At 70.8% G+C, this 14,837-nt stretch carries 15 protein-coding genes; 14 read left to right on the top strand and 1 reads right to left on the bottom strand.

The annotated features are described in order from the left end of the window. Window positions 1-432, top strand: coding sequence for a transcription antitermination factor NusB (nusB, locus tag ACFY7H_RS30165; protein WP_388944520.1), 432 nt, complete (start codon window positions 1-3; stop codon window positions 430-432). 214 nt (window positions 433-646) lie between these two features. Here nusB and bldD read toward each other — a convergent pair whose 3' ends face one another. Further along, on the bottom strand, window positions 647-1,147 hold the full coding sequence (bldD, locus tag ACFY7H_RS30170; RefSeq protein ID WP_007263032.1) for a transcriptional regulator BldD: 501 nt from the start codon (window positions 1,145-1,147) through the stop codon (window positions 647-649). A 249-nt stretch (window positions 1,148-1,396) separates the two neighbouring features. Here bldD and pyrR point away from each other — a divergent pair, with 249 nt between their 5' ends. The 13 genes from pyrR to ACFY7H_RS30235 form a co-directional block, all read left to right on the top strand. Then, window positions 1,397-1,984 (top strand): bifunctional pyr operon transcriptional regulator/uracil phosphoribosyltransferase PyrR, encoded by a 588-nt coding sequence (gene pyrR, locus ACFY7H_RS30175; protein ID WP_388944523.1) that lies wholly within the window; start codon window positions 1,397-1,399, stop codon window positions 1,982-1,984. A 104-nt stretch (window positions 1,985-2,088) separates the two neighbouring features. After that, the gene (locus ACFY7H_RS30180; protein WP_388944526.1) at window positions 2,089-3,078 is read left to right on the top strand and encodes an aspartate carbamoyltransferase catalytic subunit; all 990 of its coding nucleotides are present in this window, start codon (window positions 2,089-2,091) and stop codon (window positions 3,076-3,078) included. Window positions 3,079-3,080: 2 nt separating this feature from the next. Next, window positions 3,081-4,367, top strand: coding sequence for a dihydroorotase (locus ACFY7H_RS30185; RefSeq protein WP_388944529.1), 1,287 nt, complete (start codon window positions 3,081-3,083; stop codon window positions 4,365-4,367). Further along, on the top strand, window positions 4,364-4,945 hold the full coding sequence (locus tag ACFY7H_RS30190; RefSeq protein WP_388944532.1) for a hypothetical protein: 582 nt from the start codon (window positions 4,364-4,366) through the stop codon (window positions 4,943-4,945). Before ACFY7H_RS30185 ends, ACFY7H_RS30190 begins: the two co-directional genes overlap by 4 nt. Beyond that, a complete protein-coding gene (gene carA / locus ACFY7H_RS30195; RefSeq protein ID WP_388944535.1) occupies window positions 4,942-6,084 on the top strand; it encodes a glutamine-hydrolyzing carbamoyl-phosphate synthase small subunit in 1,143 nt (380 codons plus the stop codon). The genes ACFY7H_RS30190 and carA overlap by 4 nt, the downstream gene beginning before the upstream one ends. Next, window positions 6,077-9,385, top strand: coding sequence for a carbamoyl-phosphate synthase large subunit (gene carB, locus ACFY7H_RS30200; RefSeq protein WP_388944538.1), 3,309 nt, complete (start codon window positions 6,077-6,079; stop codon window positions 9,383-9,385). Before carA ends, carB begins: the two co-directional genes overlap by 8 nt. Window positions 9,386-9,472: 87 nt before the next feature. Continuing rightward, window positions 9,473-10,582 (top strand): quinone-dependent dihydroorotate dehydrogenase, encoded by a 1,110-nt coding sequence (locus ACFY7H_RS30205; RefSeq protein ID WP_388944541.1) that lies wholly within the window; start codon window positions 9,473-9,475, stop codon window positions 10,580-10,582. Beyond that, entirely contained in the window at window positions 10,579-11,421 is an 843-nt protein-coding gene (gene pyrF / locus ACFY7H_RS30210) for an orotidine-5'-phosphate decarboxylase (protein WP_388944543.1), read from the top strand. The genes ACFY7H_RS30205 and pyrF overlap by 4 nt, the downstream gene beginning before the upstream one ends. 282 nt (window positions 11,422-11,703) lie before the next feature. Continuing rightward, window positions 11,704-12,027 (top strand): integration host factor, encoded by a 324-nt coding sequence (locus ACFY7H_RS30215; RefSeq protein ID WP_361607391.1) that lies wholly within the window; start codon window positions 11,704-11,706, stop codon window positions 12,025-12,027. Between the two features lie 61 nt (window positions 12,028-12,088). Continuing rightward, complete coding sequence (gene gmk / locus ACFY7H_RS30220; protein ID WP_266578270.1) at window positions 12,089-12,652, top strand: guanylate kinase; 564 nt, start codon at window positions 12,089-12,091, stop codon at window positions 12,650-12,652. A gap of 42 nt (window positions 12,653-12,694) precedes the next feature. Next, window positions 12,695-12,967: a DNA-directed RNA polymerase subunit omega gene (rpoZ, locus tag ACFY7H_RS30225; RefSeq protein ID WP_004948662.1), complete on the top strand. Its 273-nt coding sequence runs from the start codon at window positions 12,695-12,697 to the stop codon at window positions 12,965-12,967. Window positions 12,968-13,064: 97 nt separating this feature from the next. Next, window positions 13,065-14,303, top strand: a complete 1,239-nt coding sequence (coaBC, locus tag ACFY7H_RS30230; protein WP_388944548.1) for a bifunctional phosphopantothenoylcysteine decarboxylase/phosphopantothenate--cysteine ligase CoaBC — start codon at window positions 13,065-13,067, stop codon at window positions 14,301-14,303. A gap of 196 nt (window positions 14,304-14,499) precedes the next feature. Further along, window positions 14,500-14,837, top strand: a 338-nt coding sequence (locus ACFY7H_RS30235) for an S-adenosylmethionine synthetase N-terminal domain-containing protein (protein ID WP_388944551.1), incomplete at its 3' end; no start/stop codon positions are given.

A 14,837-nucleotide genomic window follows, 5' to 3' on the forward strand; every position in this document is an offset into this window, starting at 1 on the left:
GTGGCTGCCCGGAGCAACGCGCGCAAGCGCGCCTTCCAGATCCTCTTCGAGGCCGACCAGCGCGGCGTGTCCGTGCGCGAGGTCCTCGCGGACTGGATCCGCCACGCGCGGTCCGATGACCGGCAGCCGCCGGTCAACGCCTTCACGATGGACCTCGTCGAGGGCTACGCCGACAAGGTGAACCGCATCGACGACCTGATCGTCACCTACGCCGTGGACTGGGAGCTCGACCGCATGCCGGTCGTCGACCGGAACATCCTGCGGCTGGGCGCCTTCGAGCTGATCTGGGTCGACGAGACCCCGGACGCCGTGGCGATCGACGAGGCCGTGCAGCTGGCCAAGGAGTTCTCCACGGACGACTCGCCCGCGTTCGTGAACGGCCTGCTGGCCCGCTTCAAGGACCTGAAGCCGAGCCTGCGCCGGGGCGAGTAACCCCGGGGCGGACGGCTGAGCGGAGGGCCCGCGGCGCGATGAGCGCCCCGGGCCCTCCGCCGTTTTCCCGGCCGGCCGCCTGCGGCACCGGGCCCGGCACCGCGTGCCGCCGGCCCTCCGCCGCCCGGCGGACGAAAAACGGGCGGGTGGCGGGGCCCCGGGGGGCCGGGCCCCCCCCGGGCCGGGTTTGGTGGGGCGGGACGGCCCCCCGGGACTAGATGTCCTCGTGGGCCACGGCGCGACGCGCGTCGGCGTCGAGGACGCCCCAGCTGATGAGCTGCTCGGTCAGGACCGAGGGGGACTGGTCGTAGATGACGGCCAGGGTGCGCAGGTCGTCCTGGCGGATCGACAGCACCTTGCCGTTGTAGTCGCCGCGCTGGCTCTGGATGGTCGCGGCGTAGCGCTGGAGCGGGCCGGCCTTCTCGGCGGGGACGCCCGCCAGGCGCTCCAGGTCGAGGCGCAGCTTCGGCGGCGGCTCGGCCGCACCGCCGGGGGTCGTGCCCGGCAGCAGTTCCTGGACCGGAACCCCGTAGAAGTCCGCCAGCTCGGCGAGGCGCTGGACGGTCACGGCGCGGTCCCCGCGCTCGTAGGAACCGACCACCACGGCCTTCCAACGGCCCTGCGACTTCTCCTCGACACCATGGAGGGAGAGGCCCTGCTGGGTGCGGATGGCGCGGAGCTTGGCCCCGAGCTGTTTGGCGTATTCGCTGGACATAACGCTCCCGGACGCTGTGACGCTGTGACTACATGGAGACCATGCGGCTCCGCCGCGCGGCTGGTAACTCACTGTGAGGTTACGCAGCGTTACGTGGATGCGTCAAGCCGAATGCTCTTCCCCGCCCACTTACGAGCGGGATCACCGGGGTCCGGTGCGGAGCCGGGCGCCCACCCCTGGTACCGTGGTCGGCGTACATCAGACGTCCTTTAAGGTCCGTCCCGTGAGGCGGAGAAGGAGGTCCTTTTCATGGACAGCACGACTTCCCAGGTCTCGGCCGATGAAGAGATGCGCCCCGTTCTGGAGGCGCAGGACATCGCCCGGGTCCTGACGCGTATCGCCCACGAGATCGTCGAACGCGCCAAGGGCGCCGACGACGTGGTGCTCCTCGGCATTCCCACCCGCGGTGTGTACCTGGCCCGCCGGCTGGCCGCCAAGCTGGAGGAGATCACCGGGACGAAGATCCCGGTCGGCTCCCTCGACATCACCATGTACCGCGACGACCTGCGCCTGAAGCCCGCCCGGGCGATCGGCCGCACCGAGATCCCGGGCGACGGCATCGACGGCCGCCTGGTGGTCCTCCTCGACGACGTCCTCTTCTCCGGCCGCACCATCCGGGCGGCCCTCGACGCGCTCGGCGACATCGGCCGCCCCCGCGCCGTCCAGCTCGCGGTCCTCGTCGACCGCGGTCACCGCGAACTCCCGATCCGCGCCGACTACGTGGGCAAGAACCTGCCCACCTCGCTGCGCGAGACCGTCAGGGTCCAGCTCCAGGAGGAGGACGGCCGCGACGCCGTGCTGCTCGGCCAGCGGACCGCCCGGCCAGCAGGGCAGTAACCCCCGCGCGTACGGGACCCCTCGCGGGAGCCCGCGCCGAGCCCTGCCCTGCCGCACCACCGTCAGCCCCGCCTGCCTGCCCTCCCGACTTACGGAGCACCCAGATGAAGCGCCACCTCATCTCGGCCGCCGACCTCACGCGCGACGACGCCGTCCTGATCCTCGACACCGCCGAGGAGATGGCCCGCGTCGCCGACCGGCCGATCAAGAAGCTGCCCACCCTGCGCGGCCTCACCATCTGCAACCTGTTCTTCGAGGACTCGACCCGTACCCGGATCTCCTTCGAAGCAGCCGAGAAGCGCCTCTCCGCGGACGTCATCAACTTCGCCGCGAAGGGCTCCAGCGTCTCCAAGGGCGAGTCCCTCAAGGACACGGCCCAGACCCTGGCCGCCATGGGCGTGGACGCCGTGGTCATCCGCCACCACGCCTCCGGCGCCCCCTACAGGCTCGCGAACTCCGGCTGGATCGACGCCCCGGTGATCAACGCCGGCGACGGCACCCACCAGCACCCCACCCAGGCCCTCCTCGACGCGTTCACCATGCGCCGCCGCCTGGTCGGCCGCGACGCCGGGCTCGGCAAGGGCCTCGACGGCCGCCGGATCACCCTCGTCGGCGACGTCCTGCACAGCCGCGTGGCCCGCTCCAACGTCGACCTGCTGCACACCCTCGGCGCCGAGGTCACCCTGGTGGCCCCGCCGACCCTGGTGCCGGTCGGCGTCGAGAACTGGCCCTGCGAGATCTCGTACAGCCTCGACGAGGTGCTGCCGAAGTCGGACGCGGTCATGATGCTGCGTGTGCAGCGTGAGCGGATGAACGCCGCCTTCTTCCCGACCGAGCGCGAGTACTCGCGCCGTTACGGGCTGGACGCCGCCCGGATGGCCCGGATGCCCGAGCACGCCATCGTGATGCACCCCGGCCCCATGGTCCGCGGCATGGAGATCACCGCCGAGGTCGCCGACTCCGACCGCTGCACGGTCGTCGAGCAGGTCGCCAACGGCGTCTCGATCCGCATGGCCGTCCTGTACCTGCTGCTCGGAGGCTCCGAGCCCGCCGTCACCACCCCCGCCGCCGCCCGTACCGAGGAGAACAAGTAACCATGAGCAAGATCCTTATCCGCGGCGCGAAGGTCCTCGGCGGCGAGGCGCAGGACGTCCTGATCGACGGCGAGACGATCGCCGAGGTCGGCACCGGGCTGTCCGCCGAGGGCGCCCAGGTCATCGAGGCCGAGGGCCAGGTCCTCCTCCCGGGCCTCGTCGACCTCCACACCCACCTGCGCGAGCCCGGCCGCGAGGACTCCGAGACCGTCCTCACCGGCACCCGCGCGGCCGCCTCCGGCGGCTACACGGCGGTCTTCGCCATGGCCAACACCTTCCCCGTCGCCGACACCGCCGGCGTCGTCGAGCAGGTGTGGCGCCTGGGCAAGGAGTCCGGCTACTGCGACGTACAGCCCATCGGCGCCGTCACCATCGGCCTGGAGGGCAAGAAGCTCTCCGAGCTGGGCGCCATGCACGAGTCCGCCGCCCGCGTCACCGTCTTCTCCGACGACGGCAAGTGCGTGGACGACGCCGTGATCATGCGCCGCGCCCTGGAGTACGTGAAGGCCTTCGGCGGCGTCGTCGCCCAGCACGCCCAGGAGCCCCGCCTCACCGAGGGCGCCCAGATGAACGAGGGCATCGTCTCGGCCGAGCTGGGGCTCGGCGGCTGGCCGGCCGTCGCCGAAGAGTCGATCATCGCTCGCGACGTGCTGCTCGCCGAACACGTCGGCTCCCGCGTGCACATCTGCCACCTCTCCACCGCCGGCTCCGTCGAGATCGTCCGCTGGGCCAAGTCCCGCGGCATCGACGTCACCGCGGAGGTCACCCCGCACCACCTGCTCCTCACCGACGAGCTCGTGCGCTCGTACAACCCGGTCTACAAGGTCAACCCGCCGCTGCGCACCGAGCGCGACGTGATGGCCCTGCGCGAGGCGCTCGCCGACGGCACGATCGACATCGTCGCCACGGACCACGCCCCGCACCCGCACGAGGACAAGGACTGCGAGTGGGCCGCCGCCGCCATGGGCATGGTGGGCCTGGAGACCGCGCTCCCCGTCGTCCAGCAGACGATGGTGGAGACCGGACTGCTCGACTGGACGGGCGTCGCGGAGCGGATGTCGCACGCCCCGGCGCGCATCGGCGGCCTCGCGGGGCACGGCCGGCCCGTCTCGGCAGGTGAACCCGCGAACCTGACCTTGGTCGATACCTCGTACCGTGGTGTCGTGGACCCCGCACTCTTCGCCTCCCGCAGCCGCAACACGCCTTACGAGGGCCGTGAGCTGCCGGGACGCGTCACTCACACCTTCCTGCGGGGCCGGGCAACGGTCGTGGACGGGAAACTGGCGTGACACCTGCAGTGATCCAACTGGCCGCCGAGGCCGCCGAACGACAGTCGGCGGAGGTGACGGACTGGGGCCCCCGCATGGCGTGGGTGCTCGGCCTGCTCGTCTTCATCGCGTTCGTGTACTGGCTGATGCGGCAGGGCTGGAAATGGCGGGGCGCCCTGCAGAGCGATCTGCCGGAGCTGCCCGCCACCCCCGGCGGTCTTCCCGAACACCGGCTGGCCCTGACCGGCCGGTACCACGGGTCCACCACCGCCGGGCAGTGGCTCGACCGGATCGTCGCCCACGGGCTCGGAGTCCGCAGCCGGGTCGAGCTCACCCTCACCGACGCGGGCCTGGACGTGGTCCGTCCGGGGGCAACCGACTTCTTCGTACCGGCCGCGCAGCTGCGCGGCGCCCGCCTCGACAAGGGAATCGCGGGCAAGGTACTCACCGAGGGCGGCCTGCTCGTCGTCACCTGGGCGCACGGCGACAAGCTGATCGACTCCGGATTCCGCTCCGACCGGGCCGCCGAGCACGCCGCCTGGGTCGAAGCGATCAATCTCATGAACTCAACCACCACGACGGAAGGCGCCGAACGATGACGACCTCCACCAGGGGAGCAGCCAAAGCTCCCGCCGTACTCGTCCTGGAGGACGGTCGGATCTTCCGCGGCCGCGCCTACGGCGCCGTGGGGGAGACCTTCGGCGAGGCCGTGTTCTCCACCGGCATGACCGGCTACCAGGAGACCCTGACCGACCCGTCGTACCACCGGCAGGTCGTCGTGATGACCGCCCCCCACGTGGGCAACACCGGTGTGAACGACGAGGACCCCGAGTCCTCCCGCATCTGGGTGTCCGGCTACGTCGTACGCGACCCCGCGCGCGTCCCCTCCAACTGGCGCTCCCGGCGTTCGCTGGACGAGGAGCTGGCCGGGCAGGGCGTCGTCGGGATCTCCGGCATCGACACCCGCGCCCTGACCCGCCACCTGCGCGAGCGCGGCGCCATGCGCGTCGGCATCTTCTCGGGCGAGGCCGTCGCCGACGACGCGGCCCTGCTGGCCCGCGTCCTGGAAGCCCCGCAGATGAAGGGCGCCGACCTCTCCGCCGAGGTCGCCACCAAGGAGACGTACGTCGTCCCCGCGATCGGCGAGAAGAAGTTCACCGTCGCCGCCGTGGACCTCGGCATCAAGGGCATGACCCCGCACCGGATGGCCGAGCGCGGCATCGAGGTGCACGTGCTCCCCGCCACCGCCACCGTCGAGGACGTCTACGCCGTCTCCCCGGACGGCGTGTTCTTCTCCAACGGCCCCGGCGACCCGGCCACCGCCGACCACGCGGTCTCCGTCATGCAGGGTGTCCTCGCCCGCAAGACCCCGCTCTTCGGCATCTGCTTCGGCAACCAGATCCTCGGCCGCGCCCTCGGCTTCGGCACCTACAAGCTGAAGTACGGCCACCGCGGCATCAACCAGCCGGTCCAGGACCGCACCACCGGCAAGGTCGAGATCACCGCGCACAACCACGGCTTCGCCGTCGACGCGCCCCTCGACCAGGTGTCCGAGACCCCGTACGGCCGCGCCGAGGTCTCCCACGTCTGCCTGAACGACAACGTCGTGGAAGGCCTCCAGCTGCTCGACCAGCCGGCCTTCTCCGTCCAGTACCACCCCGAGGCGGCCGCCGGCCCGCACGACGCCGCGTACCTCTTCGACCGCTTCGTATCTCTGATGGAGGCCGAGCGTGCCTAAGCGCACCGATATCCAGTCCGTCCTGGTCATCGGCTCCGGCCCGATCGTCATCGGCCAGGCCGCCGAGTTCGACTACTCCGGCACCCAGGCCTGCCGCATCCTCAAGGCCGAGGGCCTGAGGGTCATCCTGGTCAACTCCAACCCCGCGACGATCATGACCGACCCGGAGATCGCCGACGCCACGTACGTCGAGCCGATCACCCCCGAGTTCGTCGAGAAGATCATCGCGAAGGAGCGCCCCGACGCGCTGCTCCCGACCCTCGGCGGCCAGACCGCGCTCAACACGGCCATCTCCATGCACGAGCAGGGCGTGCTGGAGAAGTACGGCGTCGAGCTCATCGGCGCCAACGTCGAGGCCATCAACAAGGGCGAGGACCGAGACCTCTTCAAGGGCGTCGTCGAGGCCGTCAAGGGCAAGATCGGCTACGGCGAGTCCGCCCGTTCGGTGATCTGCCACTCGATGGACGACGTCCTCAAGGGCGTCGACACCCTCGGCGGCTACCCCGTCGTCGTGCGCCCCTCCTTCACCATGGGCGGCGCCGGCTCCGGCTTCGCCCACGACGAGGAAGAGCTGCGCCGCATCGCCGGCCAGGGCCTCACGCTCTCCCCGACCACCGAGGTGCTCCTGGAGGAGTCCATCCTCGGCTGGAAGGAGTACGAGCTGGAGCTGATGCGCGACACCAAGGACAACGTGGTCGTCGTCTGCTCCATCGAGAACTTCGACCCGATGGGCGTGCACACCGGTGACTCGATCACCGTCGCCCCGGCGATGACGCTCACCGACCGCGAGTACCAGCGGCTGCGCGACATCGGCATCGCGATCATCCGCGAGGTCGGCGTCGACACCGGCGGCTGCAACATCCAGTTCGCGATCAACCCGGACGACGGCCGCGTCATCGTCATCGAGATGAACCCGCGCGTCTCCCGCTCCTCCGCGCTCGCCTCGAAGGCCACCGGCTTCCCGATCGCCAAGATCGCCGCGAAGCTGGCCATCGGCTACACGCTGGACGAGGTCCCGAACGACATCACCGAGAAGACCCCGGCCTCCTTCGAGCCGACCCTCGACTACGTCGTCGTCAAGGCCCCGCGCTTCGCCTTCGAGAAGTTCCCGGCCGCCGACGCCACCCTCACCACCACCATGAAGTCGGTGGGCGAGGCCATGGCCATCGGCCGCAACTTCACCGAGGCCCTCCAGAAGGCCCTGCGCTCCCTGGAGAAGAAGGGCTCCCAGTTCACCTTCGTCGGCGAGCCGGGCGACAAGGCCGAGCTGCTGGCCACCGCGGTCCGCCCGACCGACGGCCGCATCAACACCGTCATGCAGGCCATCCGCGCCGGCGCCACCCAGGAAGAGGTCTTCGAGTCCACGAAGATCGACCCCTGGTTCGTCGACCAGCTCTTCCTGATCAAGGAGATCGCGGACGACCTCGCCGCCGCCGAGAAGCTCGACCCCGAGCTGCTCGCCGAGGCCAAGCGCCACGGCTTCTCCGACGCCCAGATCGCGGAGATCCGCGGCCTGCGCGAGGACGTCGTCCGCGAGGTCCGCCACGCGCTGGGCGTCCGCCCGGTCTACAAGACGGTCGACACCTGCGCCGCCGAGTTCGCCGCGAAGACCCCCTACTTCTACTCCTCCTACGACGAGGAGTCCGAGGTCGCCCCGCGCGAGAAGCCCGCGGTGATCATCCTGGGCTCCGGCCCGAACCGCATCGGCCAGGGCATCGAGTTCGACTACTCCTGCGTCCACGCCTCCTTCGCCCTCAGCGAGGCCGGCTACGAGACCGTGATGGTCAACTGCAACCCCGAGACCGTCTCGACGGACTACGACACCTCCGACCGCCTGTACTTCGAGCCGCTGACGCTCGAGGACGTGCTGGAGATCGTCCACGCCGAGTCGCTGGCCGGACCGATCGCCGGTGTGGTCGTCCAGCTCGGCGGCCAGACCCCGCTGGGCCTCGCCCAGGCGCTCAAGGACAACGGCGTCCCGGTCGTCGGCACCTCCCCGGAGGCCATCCACGCCGCCGAGGACCGCGGCGCCTTCGGCCAGGTCCTCGCCGACGCGGGCCTGCCCGCGCCCAAGCACGGCACCGCCACCACCTTCGCGGGGGCCAAGGCGATCGCCGACGAGATCGGCTACCCGGTCCTGGTCCGCCCGTCCTACGTGCTCGGCGGCCGCGGCATGGAGATCGTCTACGACGAGACCCGCCTGGAGTCGTACATCGCGGAGTCCACCGAGATCTCCCCGACCCGCCCCGTGCTGGTCGACCGCTTCCTCGACGACGCGATCGAGATCGACGTCGACGCCCTCTACGACGGCACCGAGCTCTACCTCGGCGGCGTCATGGAGCACATCGAGGAGGCCGGCATCCACTCCGGCGACTCGGCCTGCGCCCTGCCCCCGATCACCCTCGGCGGCTTCGACATCAAGCGCCTGCGCGCCTCCACCGAGGCCATCGCCAAGGGCGTCGGCGTCCGCGGCCTGATCAACATCCAGTTCGCGATGGCGGGCGACATCCTCTACGTCCTGGAGGCCAACCCCCGCGCCTCCCGGACCGTCCCCTTCACCTCGAAGGCGACCGCCGTCCCGCTCGCCAAGGCCGCGGCCCGCATCTCGCTCGGCGCCACCATCGCCGAACTGCGCGCCGAGGGCATGCTGCCCAGGACCGGCGACGGCGGCACCCTGCCGCTGGACGCGCCGATCTCCGTCAAGGAGGCCGTCATGCCGTGGTCGCGCTTCCGCGACATCCACGGCCGCGGCGTGGACACCGTCCTCGGTCCGGAGATGCGCTCCACCGGCGAGGTCATGGGCATCGACACGGTCTTCGGCACGGCGTACGCCAAGTCGCAGGCCGGCGCCTACGGCCCGCTGCCGACCAAGGGCCGCGCGTTCATTTCCGTCGCCAACCGCGACAAGCGCTCGATGATCTTCCCGGCCCGCGAGCTCGTCGCCCACGGCTTCGAGCTGCTCGCCACCTCCGGCACCGCCGAGGTGCTGCGCCGCAACGGCATCAACGCCACCGTGGTGCGCAAGCTCAGCGAGGGCGAGGGCCCGGACGGCGAGAAGACCATCGTCCAGCTGATCCACGACGGCCAGGTCGACCTGATCGTCAACACCCCGTACGGCACCGGCGGCCGCCTCGACGGATACGAGATCCGTACGGCCGCCGTGGCGCGCAGCGTCCCGTGCCTGACCACGGTCCAGGCGCTCGCCGCCGCCGTGCAGGGCATCGACGCGCTCAGCCGCGGTGACGTCGGCGTGCGCTCCCTCCAGGAGCACGCGGAGCACCTGAACGCCGCCCGCGACTAGCAGCCCGTAGCGGAGAGGGGGACACCGGACGCGCGAACCGCGCCGGGTGTCCCCCTCTTCTTGAGCGCAGAAGGGACTTTTCGGACGATGTACAAACTGTTCTTCAACCTGGTCTTCAAGCGGATGGACCCCGAGCGGGCCCACTACACGGCCTTCCGGTGGATCCGCCTCGCCGCCCGCGTCCCGGTGCTGCGCACCTTCGTCGCGGCCGTCCTGGCGCCGCGGTACGCGTCCCTGCGCACGGAGGCGCTCGGTCTGCGGATGCACGGCCCCTTCGGGCTCGCGGCCGGCTTCGACAAGAACGCCGTCGCCATCGACGGCATGGCGATGCTCGGCTTCGACCACATCGAGATCGGCACCGTCACCGGCCAGGCGCAGCCCGGCAACCCCAAGAAGCGCCTCTTCCGCCTGGTCCCCGACCGGGCGCTGATCAACCGCATGGGCTTCAACAACGAGGGCTCGGCCGCCGTCGCCGCCCGCCTCGGCGCCCGCAACCCGGTCTTCCGGACGGTCGTGGGCGTCAACATCGGCAAGACCAAGGTGGTTCCGGAGGCCGAGGCGGCCGCCGACTACGTGGTCTCCACCGAGCGGCTGGCCCGCCACGCGGACTACCTGGTCGTCAACGTCTCCTCCCCGAACACCCCGGGCCTGCGCAACCTCCAGGCCACGGAGTCCCTGCGGCCGCTGCTGACCGCGGTGCGGGAAGCCGCCGACCGCGCGGTCACCGACCGCCGGGTGCCGCTGCTGGTCAAGATCGCCCCCGACCTCGCGGACGAGGACGTCGACGCGGTCGCCGACCTCGCCCTGGAGCTGGGCCTGGACGGCATCATCGCCACCAACACCACCATCGCCCGCGAGGGCCTCGGCCTGAAGTCCGACCCCGCCCTGGTCAAGGAGACCGGCGGGCTGTCCGGCGCCCCGGTCAAGGAGCGCTCGCTGGAGGTCCTGCGCCGCCTGTACGCGCGCGTCGGCGACCGCCTGGTCCTGGTGGGCGTCGGGGGCATCGAGAACGCCGAGGACGCCTGGCAGCGGATCCTGGCGGGAGCCACCCTGGTCCAGGGCTACAGCGCCTTCGTCTACGAGGGCCCGTTCTACGCCCGCGCCATCCACAAGGGCCTGGCCGCGCGCCTGGCCGCCAGCCCGTACGCGACCCTGGCCGAAGCCGTGGGCGCGGAGACCCGAAAGGCCGCGCTGTGAGCCCTGTGACCCCCTTCGGAACCCGGCTGCGCGCCGCCATGGACTCCCGGGGCCCCCTGTGCGTGGGGATCGACCCGCACGCGGCCCTGCTGGCCTCCTGGGGCCTGGGGGACGACATCGCCGGTCTGGAGCGGTTCTCCCGCACGGTCGTCGAGGCCCTGGCCGAGTCCGTCGCCGTCTTCAAGCCGCAGGCCGCCTTCTTCGAGCGCTTCGGCTCGAAGGGCGTCGCGGTGCTGGAGCGGACCGTCGCGGACGCCCGGGCCGCCGGGACCCTGGTGGTCATGGACGCCAAGCGCGGTGACATCGGCTCCACGATGGCCGCGTACGCCTCCGCCTTCCTGGACCCCGCCTCCCCGCTGTTCTCGGACGCCCTGACGGTCTCCCCGTACCTCGGCTACGGCTCGCTCGCCCCGGCCGTGGAGCTGGCCCGACGCTCGGGCGCCGGCCTCTTCGTGCTGGCCCTGACCTCCAACCCGGAGGGCGCGGAGGTCCAGCGCGCGGTCCGCGAGGACGGCCGTTCGATCGGCGCGACCATGCTGGCCCACCTGGCGGCGGAGAACGCGGGCGCCGAGCCCATGGGCTCCTTCGGCGCGGTGGTCGGTGCCACGCTGGGCGACCTGTCCTCCTTCGACCTGGACATCAACGGCCCGCTGCTGGCCCCGGGCATCGGCGCGCAGGGCGCGACCGCGGCGGACCTCCCGGCGGTCTTCGGCTCCGCCGTCGCCAACGTGGTCCCGAACGTCTCCCGCGGGGTCCTGAAGCACGGTCCGGACGCCGCCGCCCTGCGCGCCTCGGCGAAGCGCTTCGCGGAGGAGGTGCGGCAGGCCGTCGCGGGCTGATCCCCGGGGTACGGGACCGGACGCGTGACACGCGATCTCGAAATTCGAACGTCTTTCCCCGGACAAAACCAGGGTGGTATGTCCGTGATGTACGGTTCAGTGGAGGCTGACCAGGACTTTTCGTCCGTTCTCGCTGACTGGAGCGGCCTTGGCCGCTAGTCTCCGACCAGGGTGAACGAGCAGCGAGCGAATTCCATCGCTGTTCGGGACCTCACCCGGCGTGGTGCCCACGGGCTCCCCGCCGTCCGTATCCGACAGTTCGACATCCGAGGTGACGTAGGCGTGGCTCTTCCGCCCCTTACCCCTGAACAGCGCGCAGCAGCGCTCGAAAAGGCCGCCGCGGCTCGCCGGGAGCGGGCCGAGGTGAAGAATCGACTCAAGCACTCCGGCGCCTCCCTCCACGACGTCATCAAGACGGGTCAGGAGAACGACGTCATCGGAAAGATGAAGGTCTCCGCCCTTCTCGAGTCGCTGCCCGGCGTCGGCAAGGTCCGCGCCAAGCAGATCATGGAGCGCCTCGGCATCTCCGAGTCCCGGCGTGTCCGAGGTCTCGGCTCCAACCAGATCGCCTCTCTGGAGCGCGAGTTCGGCGGTAGCAGCGCCTGAGGCGCTGCCCGAAGTGCTCCCGGCGTTCTCAGGCAGTCCCGAGAACCTGGATAATCGCTCTATGGCAGCAGAGGTTCGTCCGCGGCTGACCGTGCTCTCCGGCCCCTCGGGGGTCGGCAAGAGCACGGTCGTCGCGCATATGCGCAAGGTCCACCCCGAGGTATGGCTCTCGGTGTCGGCCACCACCCGCAAGCCGCGGCCCGGTGAGCGACACGGAGTCCACTACTTCTTCGTCAACGACGACGAGTTCGACAAGCTGATCGCCAACGGCGAGCTGCTGGAGTGGGCCGAGTTCGCGGGCAACCGCTACGGCACACCGCGCGGCGCGGTACTGGAACGCCTGGACAACGGCGAACCGGTACTGCTGGAGATCGACCTGCAGGGCGCCCGGCTCGTCCGCGAGTCCAAGCCCGACGCGCAGCTGGTCTTCCTGGCCCCGCCGAGCTGGGACGAACTGGTCCGCCGCCTCACTGGCCGCGGCACCGAGTCGCCCGAGGTCATCGAGCGCCGGCTGGAGAGCGCCAAGATCGAACTCGCTGCCGAGTCCGAGTTCGACACCACCCTGGTGAACACCTCCGTCGAGGACGTGGCACGTGAGCTGCTAGCCTTGATGAAAGTTGTTTGATCGAATTTGTTTCGATCTTCACCCATCTTCGGAAGGTAGAGCGTGTCCTCTTCCATCACCGCGCCCGAGGGCATCATCAACCCGCCGATCGACGAGCTGCTCGAGGCCACGGACTCGAAGTACAGCCTCGTGATCTACGCGGCCAAGCGTGCGCGTCAGATCAACGCGTACTACTCGCAGCTCGGTGAGGGCCTGCTCGAGTACGTCGGCCCCCTGGTGGACACCCACGTCCACGAGAAGCCGCTTTCGATCGCGCTGCGCGAGATCAACGCGGGTCTGCTGACCTCCGAGGCCATCGAGGCCCCGGCCCAGTAGGGCAGCGAGAATTCCTTCACCACAGGCCCGGCAGAACATCTGCCGGGCCTGTGGTGTGTCATAGGTGTCGTACGCGAATCGTCAAGGGGAGTGCGTGGTGGACAAGCCGAAGGTCGTGCTGGGCGTCAGCGGCGGGATCGCCGCCTACAAGGCCTGCGAGCTGCTGCGCCGGCTGACCGAGTCGGGGCACGACGTACGGGTGGTGCCGACCGCGGCGTCCCTGAACTTCGTCGGCGAGGCCACCTGGGCCGCGCTCTCCGGGAACCCGGCCTCCACGGAGGTCTGGGAGACCGTCCACGAGGTGCCCCACGTGCGCATCGGCCAGGAGGCCGACCTCGTCGTCGTCGCCCCGGCCACCGCCGACATGCTGGCCAAGGCCGCCCACGGGCTGGCCGACGACCTCCTCACGAACACCCTGCTCACCGCCCGCTGCCCGGTGGTCTTCGCGCCCGCGATGCACACCGAGATGTGGGAGCACCCCGCCACCCAGGAGAACGTCGCCACGCTGCGCCGGCGCGGCGCCGTCGTCATCGAGCCCGCCGTCGGCCGGCTGACCGGCAAGGACACCGGCAAGGGCCGGCTGCCCGACCCGGACGAGATCTTCGAGGTCTGCCGCCACGTCCTGCGCGGGCACCGCACCCGCGGCGCGGCCGGGCCCGACCTCGCCGGGCGGCACGTGGTCGTCAGCGCCGGCGGCACCCGCGAGCCCCTGGACCCGGTGCGCTTCCTCGGCAACCGCTCCTCCGGCAAGCAGGGCTACGCCCTCGCCCGCACCGCCGCCGCGCGCGGCGCCCGGGTCACCCTGGTGGCCGCCAACACCGCGCTGCCCGACCCCGCCGGGGTGGACGTCGTACGGGTGGGCACGGCCCTCCAGCTGCGCGAGGCGGTGCTCAAGGCGGCCGCGGACGCCGACGCCGTGGTGATGGCCGCGGCCGTGGCCGACTTCCGGCCGGCCCGGTACGCCGACGGCAAGATCAAGAAGCAGGACGGGCAGGACCCCGAGCCCGTGGCCCTCGTACGGAACCCCGACGTCCTCGCGGAGATCTCCGCCGAGCGGGGCCGGGAGGGCCAGATCGTCGTGGGCTTCGCCGCCGAGACGGACGACGTGCTCGCGAACGGCCGGGCCAAGCTCCGGCGCAAGGGGTGCGACCTCCTCGTGGTCAACGAGGTGGGCGAGACCAAGACCTTCGGTTCCGAGGAGAACGAGGCCGTCATCCTCGCTTCGGACGGGACGGAGACTCCTGTGCCCCATGGTCCGAAGGAAGCTCTGGCGGACACCATCTGGGACCAGGTCGCCCCGAGGCTCGCGGCCGGGCGTGACCTCCACCGCGCCTGAGCGTTTCCCTTCTCGTCGGTAGATCCGTACGTCAGAATGGAGTGCCGCAGGTCACACGGCTCCCATAGGGCGAGACGGGTGGTCCGGCGAACGGTGGCGACCGATAAACTGCACACTTGGAACGTGATCGGGCGCAGCCCCCGGTGTGGTTCCGCCAAATGATCAGCCAGCAGCCGCTGCAACCCCAGGGAGCGTTGTGTCCCGTCGCCTGTTCACCTCCGAGTCCGTGACCGAGGGTCACCCCGACAAGATCGCTGACCAGATCAGCGACACGATCCTCGACGCGCTCCTCACCGAGGACCCGACCTCGCGTGTGGCCGTGGAGACTCTCATCACCACCGGTCTCGTGCACATCGCGGGCGAGGTGACGACCAAGGCCTACGCGCCGATCGCCCAGCTCGTCCGCGACAAGATCCTCGAGATCGGCTACGACTCGTCCAAGAAAGGCTTCGACGGCGCCTCCTGCGGCGTCTCGGTGTCCATCGGCGCGCAGTCCCCGGACATCGCGCAGGGTGTGGACACGGCCTACGAGCA

It is taken from the genome of Streptomyces sp. NPDC012794, assembly GCF_042901085.1.
Taxonomy (GTDB): Bacteria; Actinomycetota; Actinomycetes; order Streptomycetales; family Streptomycetaceae; genus Streptomyces.

Bases quoted from the DNA above. Each gene is read 5' to 3' on its own strand.
- bldD (WP_007263032.1), bottom strand. From the start codon at position 1,147: ATGTCCAGCGAATACGCCAAACAGCTCGGGGCCAAGCTCCGCGCCATC.
- pyrR (WP_388944523.1), top strand. From the start codon at position 1,397: ATGGACAGCACGACTTCCCAGGTCTCGGCCGATGAAGAGATGCGCCCC.
- ACFY7H_RS30180 (WP_388944526.1), top strand. From the start codon at position 2,089: ATGAAGCGCCACCTCATCTCGGCCGCCGACCTCACGCGCGACGACGCC.
- ACFY7H_RS30185 (WP_388944529.1), top strand. From the start codon at position 3,081: ATGAGCAAGATCCTTATCCGCGGCGCGAAGGTCCTCGGCGGCGAGGCG.
- carA (WP_388944535.1), top strand. From the start codon at position 4,942: ATGACGACCTCCACCAGGGGAGCAGCCAAAGCTCCCGCCGTACTCGTC.
- ACFY7H_RS30205 (WP_388944541.1), top strand. From the start codon at position 9,473: ATGTACAAACTGTTCTTCAACCTGGTCTTCAAGCGGATGGACCCCGAG.
- gmk (WP_266578270.1), top strand. From the start codon at position 12,089: ATGGCAGCAGAGGTTCGTCCGCGGCTGACCGTGCTCTCCGGCCCCTCG.